The sequence below is a fragment of the Chitinophaga sp. XS-30 genome, from assembly GCF_008086345.1.
Lineage (GTDB): Bacteria > Bacteroidota > Bacteroidia > Chitinophagales > Chitinophagaceae > Chitinophaga.
In genome coordinates, this window is the sequence record NZ_CP043006.1 from 1211682 (window position 1) to 1230369 (window position 18688).

Annotated in this window: 19 protein-coding genes; 12 read left to right on the forward strand and 7 right to left on the reverse strand. The window is 50.4% G+C overall.

The genetic code is table 11. The features are described 5' to 3' along the window. Window positions 1-2 precede the first annotated feature (2 nt). Both FW415_RS05100 and FW415_RS05105 read left to right on the forward strand, forming a co-directional pair. On the forward strand, window positions 3-566 hold the full coding sequence (locus FW415_RS05100) for an RNA polymerase sigma factor (RefSeq protein WP_148383210.1): 564 nt from the start codon (window positions 3-5) through the stop codon (window positions 564-566). Continuing rightward, window positions 566-1966, forward strand: coding sequence for an energy transducer TonB (locus FW415_RS05105; RefSeq protein ID WP_148383211.1), 1401 nt, complete (start codon window positions 566-568; stop codon window positions 1964-1966). The genes FW415_RS05100 and FW415_RS05105 overlap by 1 nt, the downstream gene beginning before the upstream one ends. Before the next feature lie 8 nt (window positions 1967-1974). Here the strand turns inward: FW415_RS05105 and FW415_RS05110 are convergent, their stop codons facing one another. From FW415_RS05110 to mutY, 6 genes are all read right to left on the reverse strand, one after another. Further along, window positions 1975-3351 carry a LutB/LldF family L-lactate oxidation iron-sulfur protein gene (locus tag FW415_RS05110; RefSeq protein ID WP_148383212.1) on the reverse strand — a complete coding sequence of 459 codons (1377 nt, stop codon included), beginning with the start codon at window positions 3349-3351 and terminating at the stop codon, window positions 1975-1977. Between the two features lie 32 nt (window positions 3352-3383). Further along, window positions 3384-3959, reverse strand: coding sequence for a DUF3109 family protein (locus FW415_RS05115; protein WP_148383213.1), 576 nt, complete (start codon window positions 3957-3959; stop codon window positions 3384-3386). Between the two features lie 7 nt (window positions 3960-3966). Next, complete coding sequence (gene gldD / locus FW415_RS05120; protein ID WP_246858917.1) at window positions 3967-4566, reverse strand: gliding motility lipoprotein GldD; 600 nt, start codon at window positions 4564-4566, stop codon at window positions 3967-3969. A gap of 8 nt (window positions 4567-4574) precedes the next feature. Next, complete coding sequence (gene gldE / locus FW415_RS05125; protein WP_246858919.1) at window positions 4575-5879, reverse strand: gliding motility-associated protein GldE; 1305 nt, start codon at window positions 5877-5879, stop codon at window positions 4575-4577. Between the two features lie 172 nt (window positions 5880-6051). Next, window positions 6052-6510, reverse strand: coding sequence for a single-stranded DNA-binding protein (locus FW415_RS05130; RefSeq protein WP_148383216.1), 459 nt, complete (start codon window positions 6508-6510; stop codon window positions 6052-6054). Between the two features lie 259 nt (window positions 6511-6769). Then, entirely contained in the window at window positions 6770-7828 is a 1059-nt protein-coding gene (gene mutY / locus FW415_RS05135; protein ID WP_148383217.1) for an A/G-specific adenine glycosylase, read from the reverse strand. A 225-nt stretch (window positions 7829-8053) separates the two neighbouring features. Between mutY and FW415_RS05140 the strand changes: the two genes are divergently transcribed. From FW415_RS05140 to FW415_RS05155, 4 genes are all read left to right on the forward strand, one after another. Beyond that, window positions 8054-8341 carry an HU family DNA-binding protein gene (locus tag FW415_RS05140; RefSeq protein WP_029464490.1) on the forward strand — a complete coding sequence of 96 codons (288 nt, stop codon included), beginning with the start codon at window positions 8054-8056 and terminating at the stop codon, window positions 8339-8341. A gap of 24 nt (window positions 8342-8365) precedes the next feature. Continuing rightward, window positions 8366-9208 carry a tetratricopeptide repeat protein gene (locus tag FW415_RS05145; RefSeq protein WP_148383218.1) on the forward strand — a complete coding sequence of 281 codons (843 nt, stop codon included), beginning with the start codon at window positions 8366-8368 and terminating at the stop codon, window positions 9206-9208. 440 nt (window positions 9209-9648) lie between these two features. Further along, window positions 9649-11199: an Rne/Rng family ribonuclease gene (locus FW415_RS05150; RefSeq protein WP_148383219.1), complete on the forward strand. Its 1551-nt coding sequence runs from the start codon at window positions 9649-9651 to the stop codon at window positions 11197-11199. A 181-nt stretch (window positions 11200-11380) separates the two neighbouring features. Then, on the forward strand, window positions 11381-13054 hold the full coding sequence (locus tag FW415_RS05155; protein WP_148383220.1) for a murein L,D-transpeptidase: 1674 nt from the start codon (window positions 11381-11383) through the stop codon (window positions 13052-13054). Here FW415_RS05155 and FW415_RS05160 read toward each other — a convergent pair. Further along, window positions 13040-13831, reverse strand: a complete 792-nt coding sequence (locus FW415_RS05160; RefSeq protein WP_148383221.1) for a CPBP family intramembrane glutamic endopeptidase — start codon at window positions 13829-13831, stop codon at window positions 13040-13042. The two genes, FW415_RS05155 and FW415_RS05160, sit on opposite strands and share 15 nt — an antisense overlap. Before the next feature lie 120 nt (window positions 13832-13951). On the opposite strand from FW415_RS05160, the gene FW415_RS05165 reads away from it, so the two are divergent. The 6 genes from FW415_RS05165 (at window position 13952) to FW415_RS05190 (ending at window position 18673) form a co-directional block, all read left to right on the forward strand. Continuing rightward, the gene (locus tag FW415_RS05165; RefSeq protein ID WP_148383222.1) at window positions 13952-14332 is read left to right on the forward strand and encodes a RidA family protein; all 381 of its coding nucleotides are present in this window, start codon (window positions 13952-13954) and stop codon (window positions 14330-14332) included. A 4-nt stretch (window positions 14333-14336) separates the two neighbouring features. Then, complete coding sequence (locus FW415_RS05170; protein ID WP_148383223.1) at window positions 14337-14960, forward strand: 3-hydroxyacyl-CoA dehydrogenase family protein; 624 nt, start codon at window positions 14337-14339, stop codon at window positions 14958-14960. An 11-nt stretch (window positions 14961-14971) separates the two neighbouring features. Further along, entirely contained in the window at window positions 14972-15664 is a 693-nt protein-coding gene (tsaB, locus tag FW415_RS05175; protein ID WP_168208673.1) for a tRNA (adenosine(37)-N6)-threonylcarbamoyltransferase complex dimerization subunit type 1 TsaB, read from the forward strand. A gap of 304 nt (window positions 15665-15968) precedes the next feature. Then, on the forward strand, window positions 15969-16328 hold the full coding sequence (locus tag FW415_RS05180) for a helix-turn-helix transcriptional regulator (protein WP_074241384.1): 360 nt from the start codon (window positions 15969-15971) through the stop codon (window positions 16326-16328). Between the two features lie 214 nt (window positions 16329-16542). Further along, window positions 16543-17946, forward strand: coding sequence for a rhodanese-like domain-containing protein (locus FW415_RS05185; RefSeq protein ID WP_148383225.1), 1404 nt, complete (start codon window positions 16543-16545; stop codon window positions 17944-17946). A gap of 232 nt (window positions 17947-18178) precedes the next feature. Continuing rightward, on the forward strand, window positions 18179-18673 hold the full coding sequence (locus FW415_RS05190; protein ID WP_246858920.1) for a BON domain-containing protein: 495 nt from the start codon (window positions 18179-18181) through the stop codon (window positions 18671-18673). The last annotated feature ends 15 nt before the right edge of the window (window positions 18674-18688 follow it).

Sequence of the window (18688 nt, forward strand, 5' to 3'; positions counted from 1 at the left end):
AGATGCCGTTTTTGCAGCAACATATGATGAAAGATGCCGATGACGCCACGCTGATCCGGAACTACAAGGAGTCCGGCCGGCTGGAATATCTGGCGGCGTTGTACGAGCGGTATATGGACCTGGTTTATGGCGTATGCCTCAAGTACCTGGACGATGAATCGGCGAAAGATGCCGTGATGCAGATATTTGAAGAGCTGATCGGAAAGGTAAAGCAGCATGAGATACAGCAGTTCCGCGGATGGCTGCATGTGCTGAGCCGGAACCACTGCCTGATGAAGATCCGGGCCACGAAGGGCAGAACAGTGTCCATTGATGAGCAGGTGTTTATGGAAACCGGGGAAAATAATCATCCTGATAACGGATTCAGTCTGGAAAACAACCTCCAGGCGATGGAAAAGTGCCTGGATACCCTGCCCGAGGAGCAAAAACGCAGCGTAAACCTGTTTTACCTGCAGGAAAAAAGCTACCGCGAGGTAGCGGATATCACCGGCTACGAAATGAATAAAGTAAAGAGCTATATTCAGAATGGGAAGCGGAACCTGAAAATCTGCATGGAGAAGAACTGATGGCTGATCATAAATTACATATCACTGCTGAGCTTATCCGCCGGTACCTGGAAGGGAAACTGGACGACAAGACCATGCATGCCATTGAAAAGCAGGCGCTGGACGATCCTTTCCTTGCTGAGGCGCTGGAAGGTTACGCGCGCCAGGCGGAAGACCGGCAACCTGTGCCGGCCGATCTCCGGAGCAGGCTGGAACAACGGGTATCGCCGCCGAAAGGGGGCCTTCTCCGTAAAATGGAATACCGCTGGCTGGCCGCCGCGTCCGTGTTGATCCTGCTTTGCATAACAGCTGTGATGTTAATGAGACCGGCAGAGAAAGAGTTGGATATGGCACAGGTGAATCCGGTTAAAATAACGGATACCGTAGCACCGCAAAAGCAGCCCGCCGATACGGCCATTCCGCGGCCCATGCCCCCGGTCCCTGTGGAGGAACAAAAGGGCCCGGAGCAGGACTCGCCCGAAAAAAAGGCCGGTGAAGCCAAACAACCATCTGAAGTAACGTTCCAGCCATCACCACCGCCTGCGCTTGCCGCAGCAAAGGCGAAAGCGGAAGCCGCCGATGCAGCAGTTGCGCGAACGGAAGCGACGCAACACGCCGCGGCGAGGGAAAGGAACTTTAATGCCGTCACCGCACCGGTAAGGCAGGATTCCGGTCTTTTTGCCAAAGCTAAAGTGGACACGATCAGGATCCGCGGCATTGCCCGGAACGATAACCAGCCGCTATCCGCAAAGGCGGGGGAAAAAGTGGAAGGGCTCATTGCCGGTGAACCGGCCCCATACCCTGATTTGCATGCGGATGCCAATGCCCGCCTCATCAGCGGTGTGGTGATCGATGAAAAGACCGGTTCCAGGCTGCCGGGAGTGCTGGTGTCCCTCGAAGGCTCCAACCGCGGTGTGGTCACAGATACCTCCGGCGGATTTGCTTTACAGGTGGATAAAAAAGACAAGATACAGCTGGGATTCTCCTCGATCGGATATGAAAGGAAAAGTGTTGCCGTAGCGCAAAATACCAGCCGGGTCAATGTAGCTTTGCCCTCCAATAACGAAAAGCTGGAGGAAGTGGTGGTGACCGGGTATGGCCGCAGCCGGAAAAAGGCGGTTATCTTGCCCTCGCCTTCCACAGGAGAGCCGGCTTACCGTGCTTATCTCGAATCAAGGAAAACGATTCAGCTAAAAGGCAACAACATCCAGCCCGATTCCGGAACCGTGTTGTTATCGTTTACGGTAATGCCTGACAGTACCCTCCGCGATTTCAAAGTGCTGCAAACGATGGGCAGCGTAGCCGATGAGGCCGCCATCAGGATCGTAGCAGAAGGGCCGCGATGGCATCCCGTTCCCGGTAGGAAACGCGGAGCAACAGCAACGTTAGAGGTCCCTATTATTATAAAGAAAGAAGAGTAAAGGTGAAGTTATTTCTTCCGTTCTTTCCACATCTGGTTAAAAGACTTGGGCGCAAAGACCGGCAGCGCACGATCATCTCCCCAGGCTTTTCCAAACAGTCTCCCGATAACGAAATTTTTTGTTTTGCCTCCTACCAGGTTCATCATCCTGCGGCTGAGGCAGGCTTGTTTCCAGCCGTACCAGCCTATCTTTTCCCCGCCGGAAGTATGATGCTCCTCCACCGCTTTGTGGCGGTTGTGCAGCAGCAGTTCATGCAGGTTGATGCGAACCGGGCAAACCTCCGTGCAGTTGCCGCACAGGGATGAGGCAAAGCTCAGGTGCATATATTTTTCAATGCCCTGCAGATGAGGGGTAATTACCGCGCCAATGGGGCCGCTGTAAGTCGTTTTATAAGTGTGGCCGCCGATATTCTTGTAAACGGGACAGGCGTTCAGGCAGGAGCCGCAGCGTATGCAGTACAGGCTTTCACGGGCCACCTCATCCTTGAGGATGTTCGTGCGGCCGTTGTCCAGGAAGATCACATACATTTCTTCCGGTCCGTCTATTTCCCCTTCCTGTCTTGGACCGGAAAGGATGGTATTGTAGGAAGTGATCTGCTGCCCGGTACCATAGGTGGCCAGCAGGGGCCAGAACAATGCCAGGTCGTTGATCGAAGGCAGTACTTTTTCAATGCCTACCAAAGCGATGTGCGTTTTGGGAAAGGATGTGCTGAGCCGTGCGTTTCCTTCGTTCTCGGTAACGGCAATGCCGCCGATGTCCGCAATGATGAAATTGGCGCCGGTGATGCCCACTTCTGCGTCCAGGTATTTCTGGCGGAGCTTGTCACGCGCCACCAGGGTCAGTTGTTCAGGGGAAAGCGCAGGGTCGGAGCCAAGTTTCTCATGGAAAAGCTGTGCTACCTGTTCCTTGCTTTTATGCATGGCCGGCGTTACGATGTGGTACGGCGGCTCATCGTCCAGCTGCTGGATGTATTCGCCCAGGTCCGTTTCCACGCTCTCGATATTGTTTTGCTGCAGGAAGTCATTAAGATGGATCTCTTCAGTGGCCATCGATTTGCTCTTCACGACCGTTTTGCAGTTTTTCGCCCGGCAGATGGCCAGTATCTCTTCCCGCGCCTGTTCCGCATTTTCTGCCCAGATCACCTTGCCCCCGCGTTTCATGAAGTTCATCTCGAAATCCTCCAGATGTTTGTCCAGGTTCTCGATCGCCTTCCACTTCACATTCTTCGCGCGTTCCCTGGCGGTAGGCAGGTCTGCAAATTGCAGCTTGCCGTTCTTCACAGCAGCATTATACTTGCTTATATTGAAATTGATCGTATTGCGGTGACCCAGATCAGCCGCTTTTATTTCACTCTCGGAAAGAAAGGTGCTTGCCGTCTTATTCATGTCTGTAAAGATAGTCAAAAAGTGATCTGCTGTTATCCTGCCCTGTACTGCTTTTGCGCGATCTTGTCCAGCACGTCGTAGAATTCCGTGCCGTATTTGCGGGTGATCGCTTCCCGGAGGAACTTGTACACCGGCACCTGTAGCTGATTTCCCAGCTTGCAGGCGGGTTTGCAGATGCTCCATTTATCGTAGTTCACGGCTTCGAAGGATTCGTATTTAGTGATGCGGATGGGGTAGAGGTGGCAGGAAATGGGCTTTTTGAAATCCACCACCCCGTCCTTATACGCTTTCTCGATACCGCAACCCACATGCCCCGCTTCGTCTATCGTGGCATAAGCGCAGATGGCGCCGTTCACGATGGGGGTAACGTGACCGTGCTCGTCGTCCCAGGTATGCAGGCCTGTTTGCGTTATTTCCCGGATGCCCTCCTCCCGCAGGTAAGGCTTGATCTTCGGGTAGATCTTTTTCAGCACAGACAGCTCCGCCTCTTCCAGCGGGGCGCCACAGTCGCCCGCAACGCAGCAGGCGCCTTTGCAGGCAGACAGGTTGCAGACGAAATTTTTCTCGACGACATCGTCACTTATGTATTTGTCATCTATCACTATCATCGTTCTCTCAGTTAGCTTTCCATTTCAGCGTTTCCACCATATGCCACATATCCTCTTCCAGGAATTTGTGCATCGGCGCCAATGAATCCGCATTGGGCGGCGCATAAAAATACAATGCTCCGCGCAAAAAATGGCGGGCGGAATCGGTCACAAAGAACTGTTTGGCAGAGGCTGCATTGCCGCCAATCTCGTAAAACAGTCCGTGGGCGTGGTTTGTGGTATTGATGCTGCTTTCCTCGATGGATTCAGCTTTGGCGGTGTGTTTATAAGTGAGTTTGAAGGCGTCGCCGATCAGCTTGTCCAGCGAGTTATTTGCGCCAACGGCCTTATAGCTCATGTAGATCTTTCCGTTCATTTCCGGGAAATCAACATTGATCCACCAGGGATTTTCGGCTTTCTCGTCGAAGAACAGCGTATCCTTCACGATATTGGCATATACCGGGTATTCAAAGGAATAAGGGTAACCCGGCTCATCGAAAAGGCGGTATTGCTTTTCGGGCAGGTCTATCCTGAAATATCCCCTCGGCTTGGGTGTGAAGGTCTGTTGCTGGCAGGCGGCAAATACGGGCAGCAGCGCTATAATGACGATATAAAAGGCTTTATTCACAACTCGCTTTATTCAGTTTCCGTTCCGGGTTTGAAGCTGACCTGTATTTTCTGGATGCGCATTTTGGTCACTTCAAGGATGGTGAAGTCGAAATGCGCATAGCTGATCACGCTGTTCTCTTCCGGGAATTTTCCGGAAAGCTCAAGGATCAGGCCGCCGAGGGAATCGCTTTCGCCCTTGACGGTCTCAAAGGTATCCGGCGCAATGTTCATGATGCGGCAAACATCGTTCAGCATGGTTTTGCCTTCAAATACGTAAGTATGGTCATTGACCTTGGAAAAGTTGAATTCTTCCTCATCAAATTCATCCTTGATATCTCCGATCACTTCTTCCATGATGTCTTCCAGGGTCACGATGCCGGAGGTGCCGCCAAACTCGTCCACTACCACGGCAAAGTGCATATGCCGGGTCTGGAATTCATTCAGCAGGTCTTCAATGAGCTTGTGCTCATGTACAAAGAAAGGCTGGCGCAGGACCTCGTGCCAGTCGAAATCATTTTTTTTATCCAGATGCTGCAGCAGGTCCTTTGTATGTACAACGCCCACGATCGTATCCAGATTGTCCCGGTACACCGGCAGGCGGGAGTAATGAAGGTCTGCCACGGTTTTCACGACCTCACCGAAAGGCATGTCGTATTCCAGTCCGTTCACATCCAGGCGGGTGCGCATGATCTGTTTTACGGCGATATTCCCGAATTTAAGGATGCCCCTGACGATATTCTTTTCTTCCTGTGATGCACCCGGTTCCACACTCATTTCTATCACTTCGTCGATCTCGTGGTAATTGATCGGGCGTGTGCTGCGGTGGAACAGGCGGGCCTCTATGCCTTCGCTCATGCTGACGAAGAAATTGCTGACCGGCTCCAGCGTGGCGTGAATGAGATGCACGAACCAGGCGAAGTAGGTGGCAAAGCGCATATTGTTCTGCGTTGCCCATACCCGTGGCAATATTTGCCCGAAGAACAGCAGTACGACGGTGATGATGGCAATGCGGACGATAAAGGACAGAAATTCCAGGTCCCGCAAGGTTTCTACCTGGGCAATGAGATAGTTGGTAATGAAGATGAATGCGATATTGAAAAGGATGTTGGCGATCTGAAGGGATGCCAGCAGGGATTTCGGCTTTTCCAGCAAGCGGGTGATCATTCTGCCGGCATTGCTCTGCCGGGTCTTTAAAACGTTAAGGTCCTTATAGTTGAGGGAGAAAAAGGCCACTTCGGCCCCGGACACGATAAAATTGAGCAGTAATAATGTAAAAATGACCAGCAAAAACACGATCACATTTGGTGCAGGTGCCGCCAGCTCTTGTAACAAAACACTCCTGATGGGTAAAATGCTAGCCGATAGGTAAGCCAAGATATTTAAGCTTTGGTCAAAAATAATGGGAAAGTAATTCAGGTCTTGAGTGATGAATCGCTTTCCCCGCATGCAAATATAAAGAATGTACCGTTACGGGAGATAGTATATAAAAACTTAATTTGACGGGTCAGAAGGGCAGATCATCCGCCGGCTCGCTCATGGGCGGCACTTCCATACCGGTGTACCCTTCACCGTGGGAGCCGCTGCTCTGGCCGGAGTGATGATGTGTGGAGTGGTCGCCGTTGTTGACATCCATTCGTTTGTCGAGCATAACGAGGTTATCGCCTACTACTTCGGTAGCGAATTTCTTGTTGCCTTCCTTGTCTTCCCAGCTGCGGGTACGGAGGCGCCCTTCAATATAAACGAGGCTTCCTTTGTGCAGGTATTTTTGAGCAAGTTCGGCCAATCCTCTCCACAAAACTACGGTATGCCACTCTGTTTGGGAGATCAGTTTGCCGGCGCGGTCTTTAAATGTTTCTGTTGTAGCCAGGGAGAATTTGGCCACGGCTATATTACCTTCCAGGAATTGAACATCGGGGTCTCTGCCAAGATTGCCAATCAGGATTACTTTATTAACACCTCTCATAATTGTAGGTTTTAATCTGTCCTATTAATAGATTCTTCTCACGGTCAACCTTTCTAAAGTTAGTGTTTTTTTCAAATCAACGGATAGAATTTTTGACCTGTTGTTTTACTGCTAATGCGTTGCCAATGTGATATTTAAGCAATATTGCCAAAAGCATGCCCGTTTATAGACAGGGGACAGGAAAATAGATCCGTTGAATGGATGGTTGACGGCTTTGCGGTGCCGTTGGGCCTTCCGGGGGCACCGGGCGGTATTATGTTCATCGTTGCAGAAAGTCTACAATGATCTTTGGGAATGCGTACTGCCCCAGATCAGCGGGGGCCACGGGCAGGAAGCCCTCCGGTGCCGGGAAGGCCCTGGTTACGGAAAGCCTGATAAAGCGGGCATGGATGGTTTGATGGGTGAGTTGCTGCTTTATTGTTGCGGAGGAATGTACGACCTTGTAAGGGTGCTTTCCCAGGATGCGCCGGAAAGCCGGGCTTTGCAGCAGTTCAGCATCTGTTGCCGGCGCCGGTGTTTCGAGCAGCACAAATTCATGAAGGTTCTGCCAGATATCCTTTTCCCGGCGTTTGCGGATATATATCCTGCCTTGTTGTTCCAGCAGCAGGTAATGGAAGTATCTTTTTTTGATAACGAGCTTTTTGGATTTTACCGGCACCAGGTCCGTCAGTCCTTTATTATAAGCCTCACACCGCGTTGAAAGGGGGCAGGTGGTGCAAAGCGGCTGCCGGGGTTTGCAGACAACAGCACCAAAATCCATGATAGCCTGGTTGTAGACGGCTGACTGATCTTTGGCAAGCACCTCCCCGGCAAGCTGCGTGAACAGCTTTTTGCCCGCTGTGGAATCCGTAGGGGTGTCTATTCCGAAGAAGCGCGCCAGCACCCGGTAAACATTCCCGTCCAGTACGGCGAAGGGCAGATCGAAAGCAAAGGAGGCAATGGCGGCAGCAGTATAGGCGCCTATGCCTTTCAGTGAACTGATGCCTTCATAGGTGGATGGGAATACGCCATTGAACCTGCCGGCGATCTCCCGGGCGGCGGCCAGCATGTTCTTGCAGCGGGCGTAGTAGCCCAGGCCCTGCCAGAGGCGGAACACTTCCTCCTCGGGAGCGGCGGCCAGCAGGTGTACAACCGGGTATTTTTCGATAAAGCGTTCATAGTAAGGCCAGCCCTGTTCCACCCGGGTTTGCTGGAGGATGATCTCGGATAACCAGATTTTATAGGGGTTTTTTTCGCCTTTCCAGGGCATGCTGCGGCCGTTGTGGAGGCGGTTCCAGGTAAGGAGACAGTCCGTAAAAAATCTCTTTGTGTCGGTCATTTGCCCAAAATAATTTATATATGTCGCTATTTTTTTATATATTCGTGTTCCCGGAGTCTCCGTTATTGCTGGATTATAGCGTTTTAGGGCTGCTGCGGGAGCACAAATAAACGTATTTTTAATGGCCGCTATCTATAATAAAAAAAGATAAATTTTATTTGCTTGAATATTCAGCAATTAAATTTTTTTTAATAACTTTGAAAACAAGTAATCCTCCGCTTCATTATGAGAAAAGCTGATTTGATTAACAACATTGCTGAAAAAACCGGCATTCCGAAAGTAGACGTGTTAGTAACACTCGAGGCCATGTTCAAGGAGGTAAAGGAAGCGTTGGCAAATGGCGAGCATATCTACATTCGCGGATTTGGCAGCTTCATTACCAAGAAACGTGCAGCCAAGATTGGCCGGAACATTAAAAAGAATGTTGCTGTGGAGATTCCAGAGCACTACATTCCAGCATTTAAGCCATCTAAAGAGTTCGTTGCCGAAGTAAAGAAGCTTAAAAGTTCTTAGATTTGCATCCTAACATTTTTTAGGATGCGAAGAAATCAACTACTCCTCATTGGCCTTGCTGTTGCTGTTGTAACGGTACTGTATGCGTTTGGCCGTATCACGCCAAAGGTACATGATCATGCTCATGCTCCCGCGGGCGTAATGCCGGAAGGACAGGCCGCTGTAGCCGATTTCAAGGATTTGCTGCAGAAGGCCAAGGAGAAAGTTCCTGCTGAGAAGCTGGCAGAGATCACCAGTCTCGAGAACACCGTTGTACGTGGTGATGTGAAGTCACAGCAGATCACTGCCTACATGCAACTTTACACGATCTGGGACAACCTCAATGAACTCCCCGTGGCGGCATATTATCTCGCCGAAGCCGCCAAGTTGGAAAATTCCGGAAAAAGCCTCACCTTTGCAGCCAATTTATTTTTAGACCATCTCTCGCACACCCAGGACGCGGGCGTAAGAATGTGGGAGGCGAACAACGCCATGGAATTGCTGGATAAGGCTATCGCGCTGCAGCCAAACAATGACACACTGAAGATAAAACTGGGTTCCCTTTTGGTCAGCAATACCAATGAACCCATGAAAGGGATCGCAATGTTAAGGGATGTAGCGGAAAGGAAACCCGATTTCCTCGATGCACAGCTTGCATTAGCGAATTTCAGCATTACCTCCGGCCAGTTCGATAAAGCGATCGAAAGGATGGAAGAAGTGCTGAAACGCCACCCGGACGAGCCGAAAGCACTTTTCCTGCTGGCAGTAGCGTACCAGAACAAAGGAGAGAAGGACAAGGCAGTGGAACTGCTCCGGCAGTGCCGCAAACTGATCAAAGATCCTTCCCTGGCGGCAGAGATCGATGAGTATATTAAAAGCATTCAATAGTATATTTTAAAACATTAAAAATTTTTTTAGCATGCCCTGCGGAAAGAAAAGAAAGAGACATAAAATAGCAACCCACAAACGGAAAAAAAGGCTGAGAAAGAACCGTCATAAGAAAGGCAAGAAATAATTTCTCCTGTTTCCCCGCCATTTATACTGTTCAGGTATAAAGTTGTCGGAACGGCAGACTTGATAAAATTTTTATGTGAATCCTGCATGGTTTTAGCGATAATCATTAAATTGCTGAAGTCATGCAGGTTGTTTTCATAGGTCGGCCTTAATATCCGTACTTTACCTGTATATCACTAAACCCTTTGCAATCCTCATCATCTCGTAGTGAAGCTGGTTTTTCCCGTGCCGGCGTATCATTTGGGCATGCTGTACCCTGTTCTTTAACAGGCGGGCGCATAAAAGTGAAGTATTTATGGATAAAATTTTGACGCTTGAATAAGGAATTGATTATAAATGCCGCACCATCCGGTGTTGAAATTGCATTGCTGGAAGATAAGAAGTTGGTAGAACTGCACCACGAAAGCGGTAATCCCAATTTTGCAGTGGGGGATCTTTATTTGGGCAAAGTGAAGAAGCTCATCCCCGGGCTGAACGCAGCCTTTGTAGATGTCGGTTTTGAAAAAGACGCATTCCTGCATTATACAGACCTGAGCCCCTACATCCGCTCCATTCTCAAATTTACCCAACACGCCATCACGGATAAATCCGGGGCATTCGACTTTGCAAAATTCAAGAACGAGCCCGAGATCATCAAGACCGGCAAGATCACCGAAGTGCTCGGCGGAAAGCCCAATATCCTCGTGCAGATACTCAAAGAGCCCATTTCCTCCAAAGGGCCACGCCTGAGCTGCGAGATATCCCTTCCCGGCCGGTTCATCGTGATCACCCCTTTCAACAACGTAGTGGCCGTCTCCAAAAAGATCCACTCGTCTGAAGAAAGAAAACGGCTCCAGAAGATCGTGGAAGCCATCAAGCCGCATAACTTCGGCGTTATCGTGCGCACCGCGGCAGAAGGCAAGAAAACAGCGGAATTGCATGAAGACCTCACCACCCTGGTCAGTACCTGGAAGACCATCCAGGAAAACCTCCGCAATTCACAAGCCCCGCAAAAGATACTCAGTGAGCAGACAAAGACCACCAGTATCCTCCGCGACCTGCTGAACGAGAGCTTCAACCGTATCGTGATCAACGACAAGAACATTTACACCGATACCAAAACATACATCCAGAAGATAGCGCCGGAGAAGCAGGACATCGTTACCTACTATCATAACGGCGCACCCATCTTCGATCATTTCGGCATTACCCGCCAGGTGAAAGCTTCTTTCGGCAAAACAGTGAACCTGGACAGTGGGGTGTACCTCATCATTGAAGCTACCGAAGCCCTGCATGTTATTGACGTGAACAGCGGCTACAAAAGCTCCAGCAACAACCAGGAACAGAATGCCCTGGCCTCCAACCTCGAAGCTGCGGCCGAAATTGCCCGGCAACTCAGGCTGCGCGACCTCGGCGGCATTATCATCATCGATTTTATCGATATGAAACTGCCGGAAAACAAAAAAAACGTGTACGAGGCCATGGAAAAATTCATGGTGCAGGACAGGGCCAAGCATACCATTCTGCCGATCTCCAAGTTCGGCCTCATGCAGATCACGCGCCAGCGTGTGAAACCGGAGATCACCATCTCCGTTGCGGAAGACTGCCCCGCCTGCAAAGGCACCGGCAAGATCGGCGCGTCCATGCTCATTGTGGAAGACATTGAAAAGAACCTGCTCTACCTGCTGAACCACCAGCACAAAGGGCTCACCATCCGCATCCACCCCATCCTTCATTCCTATCTGACCAAAGGATGGATGCTCCGGTCACGGCAATGGCAATGGTATTTCAAATACAAGAAATGGATCAAACTGAAGGCGGATTCCAATTATCACCTCACGGAATACCGCTTTTTCGACGCGAATGATGAAGAGATCAAATTATAAGGTTACATCAGACAAGATATTCAGGCAAACCGTCCCGGTAACAACAACCAGGGGCGGTTTCCTTTTTAACACCGGCCCCCGTTCGGATTAACTTCTTTTTACCTTTGCACGATTGTTGATTACATAAAGCCCGCAACATACGGCGCATATTTATTGTTATCCTTCCGAAAAACATTGGACCATGATAAAGAAGATACACTTATTACTCGTTTTACCGGTTTTGCTCGCTGCCTGCGGCCAGGGCGGAAACTCCGGCAGGCATGGCGTGCTGCGCGATACCAGCCACTATACTAAACAGGAATACATCAACATTCCGCTGGACAGTAATAAAGTGTCGGATTTTCTGCAAAAGCACCCGGAATATGCCCCTTTCGGGGAAGATATACGCGAGTTTTACCTGAAAAGGGATTTTCACTATGCATGGATCGATGAAGAAGGCATAACGGAACAGGCAGGCGGCCTGATCAACATGATGCGCAGCGATGTGGAAAACGGCATCAGCATAGACAGTTCACTGGATAAAAGCGGCCTGCAGGCGATGTACGACAGTATTGCGCTGCGGGGGGCTGATATAGACCGGAATGATCCCGAGGTAACGGCTACGGAACTGACCCTCACCGGCCAGTTCTTCGTATATGCGAACAAGGTATGGGGCGGAATGACCAGTGATTCCGCACGCAACCTGGAGTGGTACATTCCCCGTAAAAAGATCAATGTGAACAGTGTGCTGGATACCATTATCTCCAATCCTGAAAAAGTGCTGTCCGGAGAAGAGCCGGTAAATCGCCAGTACAAGCTGCTGCGCGATGAGTTGCAGAAACTGGGCACCCTGGTGAAATCAAATCCCCGCTGGGATTCGTTAAAGATCGAAAAGAAGACGGTGACCTTTAAAAGCGGAGATTCCTCCACTGTGATCGCGGGCGTGAAGTCACGCCTTCAGCTGTTGGGGGACCTGAAAGAAAAAGACTCTTCATTATTGTTTACGCCGCTGCTGGACTCCGCTTTGCGGACCTACCAGTCCCGCATGGGCCACAAGGCAGACGGCATTATCCGCCAGCAAACGCTGGATGCGCTGAACCGCCCCCTGACCCATTATATGCACCAGTTGCTGCTGAACATGGAGCGGCTGCGCTGGGTGCCGGTGGAGGTGTCCACCGACTACATCCTGGTGAACATCCCCGAATTCAAGATGCATGTGTATGAAGCGGGGAAACTGGCCTGGTCCTGCAACGTAGTGGTGGGCACACCGGGCGCCAGCACCGTGATCTTCAGCCGCGAAATGAAATACGTGGTGTTCAGCCCTTACTGGAATGTACCGCCGGGCATCCTGAGGAATGAAGTGTTGCCGGGCATCCGCCGCAGCAGGTCTTACCTTTCCCGGCATAATATGGAAGTTGTGGGCGCCAGCGGTAAAGTGATCTCCCCGGGGTCCATCAACTGGAGCCAGTACAAAGGGTCCGGCTTCCCCTACATTGTGCGGCAGAAACCCGGCGGCGCCAATGCTCTCGGCAAAGTGAAGTTCCTCTTTCCGAACGAATACAATATTTATCTGCACGATACGCCTTCGCGCAACCTGTTTTCAGAGACACGGCGGACTTTCAGTCACGGATGTATCCGGGTGCAGGAACCCAGGCGCCTCGCTTTATGGTTATTGCGCAACGATTCCACCTGGACGGAGAAAAAGGTTGATGCAGCGATGAGTGCCGGAAAAGAAAAATATGTCACACTGAAAGAAACCATACCCGTGTTCATCGGTTATTTTACCGCCTGGGTGAACAGCCAGGGCCAGCTGAATTTCCGTGATGATGTGTACGGCCATGATGCAAAACTGGCCAGGCTCCTATTCGGAAAGTAAGGCCGGAGAGGGCTTCACGGCACCGACCGTCAGCCTTTTCAGCAGGAAATAACCGCCCCATAACACCAGTACGCCGGTCAGCAGCAGTCCATAGTAAAATCCCGGCTCCATCGTACTGAAAAAGAGGGAACTGTTCAGCATCAGGATGGCGGTTACCACATTATTGGTCAGGTGAATAAAGAAACACATGCAGAGGTCCCGCTGACGCAGGTAAAAATATCCCGTGAGCAGCCCGAGCAGAAAAGCGCCCGGCATCTGCGACGGATCAGGATGCGCAAGCATGAAAAGCAGCGAGCTCTGCAACAGGGCGATCCTTCCTGAATAGCGTTTTAATAACGCTTCCATGATAATTCCCCGGAACAGGATCTCCTCCATGAATGCCGCGATCATCACCGAGCCGGTTATCGTATAAAGGGAGGCAGTATTCACGCGCGTAAAGGAGACCTCCGGCCAGTAGGGAAGCGGAAGCCATTGTGATGCCGCATCATTCAGCACTACAAGCGAGAGGCCCATTACCAGCGCCAGCAACATGGTCTGCGCTGTGATATGGACCTGCGGCACAAAACGAAAATTCTCTTTCTTTCTGATGAGGGCATAGAGGATGACGGCGGTGCCGCTTACCAGGTGAACCGTGAGTAAAGTAGCGGGATATTGCAGAAGGTTCTGCCGGGTAAAAAGAAAAGCCAGCGCAGCGCAGGCGATCCAGGCAAAATAGAGGCGGAGCTGCATTTGCCATGCTCCGTTCAGTGAAAGACCATGCAGGGTTTTGACATACATAATCAGCAGATAATGTTTGCAGATATGGTTTTTCCAATAACGTCGGACTGCTAATATAAGCTTTTTCAATATCTGATGCAATAAGTTATTGCGAATGCGAAAACCTTATTTTTGCCTATTATGGAAAAACAGGTCATTAATACAAACAGTGCACCCGCACCCATCGGTCCTTATAACCAGGCTATCAAGGCGGGCAGCATGCTTTTCGTATCCGGACAGATTGCCCTGAATGCCGAAACCAATCAGCTGGTAAAGGATGATATCATTGCGGAAACGCACCAGGTCATGCAAAATCTGCGTAACATCCTGGCGGAAGCCGGAATGGATTTCGGTGACGTGGTGAAGAGCACCATTTTCATTATGGACATGAATGATTTTTCACAGATCAATGAAGTGTACGGCAAGTATTTTACCGGTTACTTTCCCGCACGCGAAACGGTACAGGTGGCAGCGCTGCCTAAAGGCGTGAACGTAGAGATCTCCGTGATCGCCATCAAATAGTGTTATGCGGATTCTTGTTACAGGAGAAGGGTTACGGCAGGAGGAGCTGCGCAAGGGCAGGGATTTCGGGGCACATGAACTATTGTGGTCCGATGTTTTTGTGCCGGGCACGGACCTGGTGATCGATCTTTCGCTGGATGAGCAGCCGGACCGGCTGGAATGGTATGCCGCACAGCCCGGGGTGCCGGTGCTGGGATGCATGGTAAAAAAGACTTTCAGCCAGCCGAATGTTTTTGGCTGTAACTGGCTGCCGGGATTTATCGGCATGCCGCAGCTGGAAGTGGGGCTGACGCCGCTGGCAGATCTACAGCGGCTTGACAAGCTGATGCAACAACTGGGATGGGCGTACGAAACTGTGAATGCCGTGCCGGGCCTGGTGACGCCCCGCGTCATATGCATGATCATCAATGAAGCATATTTCACCGCGGAGGAAGGCACCGCTTCCCGCGATGATATTGATATTTCCATGAAACTCGGTACCAATTACCCTTTCGGCCCCTTTGAATGGAGCCGCAGGATCGGTATCCGGAACGTACGCGATGTGCTGCAGGCCGTATATGCACATACCGGTAACGGGCGGTACAAAGCATGCCCGCTGCTGGAGCAGGAATGCGGCGCAAACCTATAAATCACACAAGTTTGGCATTGATCCTTCATATAGACACGGCAACCGCAACAGGTTCCGTTTGCCTTTCCCGCAACGGCGAAGTTTTGGAAACGATGGAAAACGCTGATCAGAAAGATCATGCGGCCACGATAACTTTGTTTATTCAGCAACTGATGAAGCGCCATCACATCGGTCCGGAAGCGCTCGATGCCATAGCCGTAAGCGCCGGCCCCGGCTCTTACACCGGCCTGCGTGTGGGCATAGCCACGGCAAAAGGGCTTTGTTATACGTGGGACAAACCGCTGATCGGCATATCAACGCTGCAAATGATGGCAGCGGGAATGCTGCAGCAACTGATACGCGAAGGAACATCTGCCGGCGATGCATACCTTGTTCCCATGATAGATGCGCGGAGGATGGAGGTGTTTACAGCAGTGTACAGCACCGCGCTGGAAGCCGTGCTGCCTCCTCAGGCCATGGTGCTTGAGCCTTCTTCCTATGGCGCTGTTACCGGCAGTAAACCGGCCTTTTTCTTTGGCGATGGCGCTGCCAAATGGCAGGCCTCCGCTATTGCTGTTCCTGATGCTTTTTTCCCCGAATACGGCATTTCTGCTGCCCATATGGTGCCACTAGCCGAAAAAGCCTTTGCTGATAAGGATTTCAAAGATGTGGCCTACTTCTCCCCGGATTATCTTAAAGCCTTCTATTTCCCCCGGAAGACCTGACATGCAATAATTTTTTAGCAGATTTTTAGCATTTCACCGCATCATATTACGCATTCCGATTCGTTATTATTTGAAGACAGGGAAGGGCGCTGAAAAGCAGTGCAGTATTGTCATGATAATGTCAAATTACAGAAAAATGAGGTATATCCGGCGTGATATATTAAAAAAGAAGGTATAGAAATTTTTTTTATTGTGACAGATATTATAATTTTGTATAATCAATATCCGTGACTGTTTTCTAATAGTCGCGTTTTACTGTCCGTTGATCCCTGTCATTTCATTATTTTTTTAAAACTATTTTGCGATGGAAAAACAATTATTAACTACCTCTTCTAATACTCTTATTATTTCTAGGGGTAACAATGAAAAAGATCAGATCAAATTGGATTACATTGCCGTTAAGAAGGCCGCGATGGTGTTGAGAGCGATCAACCACAAGCTGCGCCAGCAGATGATCAAGCTGCTGGAGGATCACAAGCGCATGACCGTGACGGAGATTTATGTGAAGCTGCGACTGGAGCAATCCGTAGCATCTCAGCATCTGGCTATCCTGAGGCGTGCCGGTATCGTGATCACCGAAAGGGACGGTAAGTTTATCCACTATACGATCAACAAGCAACGCATTGCTGAAGTGGCCAAATTTGTCGAGGAACTGGTTGGTTAATCCGCTTATCTTTTTCAATTCCGAGGGCCGGACGGCCCTGCACCATACTGAGGGCCCCGGGGATTCCGGGGCTTTTTTATGCCCTTTTCCCCGCATGGGTGCCCGGGGTGTCATGTTTCTGTGTGCTGCCGCTACCGAAGGTTTGACCTCAAATTGACATCGGCGGACGCTCACTTCTGAACTTCTTTGTATTTTTGCCAAAATCAAAAACCATATGTTCATTAAGCAATTGTACACCGGATGCTTATCCGAAGCCGCGTACTTTATCGAATCTGAAGGAGTGGCCGCCGTGATAGACCCCCTGCGTGACATAGCGCCCTACCTGGAACTCGCCCGTGAGCGCAACGCTACCATAAAGTATATTTTCGAAACACATTTTCATGCGGACTTTGTGTCCGGCCACCTCGATCTTGCTGCGGCAACGAAGGCGGACATCGTTTACGGGCCGGAGACCACTACCGGTTTCCCCGTGCATATTGCGGCGGACGGTGAAGCATTCAGCATAGGAAAGCTTGTTGTACAGGCCCTGCATACCCCCGGGCATACGATGGAATCTACCTGTTACCTCCTTTTAGACGAACAGGGGCAGCCGCATGCCGTATTTACGGGAGATACCCTGTTTGTGGGGGACGTGGGCCGGCCGGACCTGTTCAGCGGCAATCAGAGCAAAGAAGAGCTGGCGGGATATCTGTTTGAATCGCTCAACTCGAAAATAAAAACACTGCCGGATAATGTGATCGTATATCCTGCGCACGGCCCCGGATCTGCCTGCGGGAAGAATCTGGGCCCCAATACCTATAGCACCATCGGCGATGAGAAAAGTTCCAATTACGCACTGCTGGCCACCTCAAAAGAAGAGTTCATCCGCCAGGTGACCGAAGGGCTGAGCGCACCGCCGCAGTACTTTCCCATCAACGCAAAGATCAACAAGGAAGGATATGATGCGCTGGACATGCTGATGGAGAGAAGCCTTCGTCCCCTTTCCATCCAGGATTTCAAAGCAAAGGCAAAAGACGGCGCTGTGATACTGGACACCCGGCACGCCAATATTTTCACGGAAGGATTTGTGCCGGAATCCATCAGCATAGGACTGGAAGGGCGCTTCGCAGAATGGGCCGGCAGCCTTTTGCCATTTGACAAACCGGTTATACTGGTAACGGACCCCGGGCAGGAACAGGAAACCATCGTCCGCCTCGCCCGTGTAGGGTTCGATAAAGTGGAAGGCTATCTTGAAGGCGGTTTTGAAGCCTGGAAGGCAGCAGGGGAAAAGATAGACCTGATCATTTCCGTAGACCCCGACGAACTGGCTATGGACCTGCCGCATGATCCCAATCTCGTTGTCATTGATGTACGCAAACCTGCAGAGTATGCGGACGGTCATATCAAGGATGCACTGAACATCACACTCAGCGAGATGACAGATCCCGGTTCCCTCGCAGATCTTGAAGATAATCACAACCTTTATGTGCATTGCCAGGGCGGCTACCGCAGCGTGATCGCCTGCTCCGTCATGAAACGGGAAGGCATTCACAACCTCCGGAATGTTAATGGAGGCTTCGCAAAAATGAAAGATCAGAAAGGACTGGCCGTTGTACAGGAGAAAAATGTGCTGAACTGACATCGGCATAAAAAAATTTGAAGCCCGGAGGTACACATACTCCGGGCTTTTTGCATGCAGTTAACAGCAATGGATGAACGCTTATACATTTTAGTAATTAAATACATACAATTAATTACACTTATATTTAATTAATACTTTTATCATATCTCGTTGCTTAACAATTATTTAAATCAAAATAAAATTGATATTTGGCGCAGGATTTGCTAACTTCTGTTAAAATTTTAATCTTATGAAACAGCGTAAATCCATTTTAACCACCTGTCTTGTTATAATGATGGGTGTGTTCCTGTACGCTTGCAAACCAAGCGACGCCAAAGTTCAGCAGGAAGTGAACGACAAACTTTCTACATCAGCACCGGGCGTGATTGCGGAAGTGAAGGATGGTGTAGCCACGTTAAGTGGTGAAGTGGTGGACGAGGCAGCAAAAACCTCCGCTGAAGAGACGGCAAAAGGCGTAAAGGGCGTGACTTCCATTACCAATAACATTATGGTGACCCCGCCACCGCCACCACCGCCGCCGGTAGTGATCAATCCTGACGATATATTGAGGAACAGCGTGGACTCTGCGTTCCAGGCGAAAGGGATCTCCGGCGTTACCGCTACGGTAGCCAACGGTGAAGTAACGCTTACCGGCACCATCAAGCGTGCGGACCTGAAGAAAGTTATGCAGGCAGCAAACGAGATCAAGCCCAAGAAAGTCAACAATAAACTGACCCTGGAATAAAAGCGTTCATTCCGG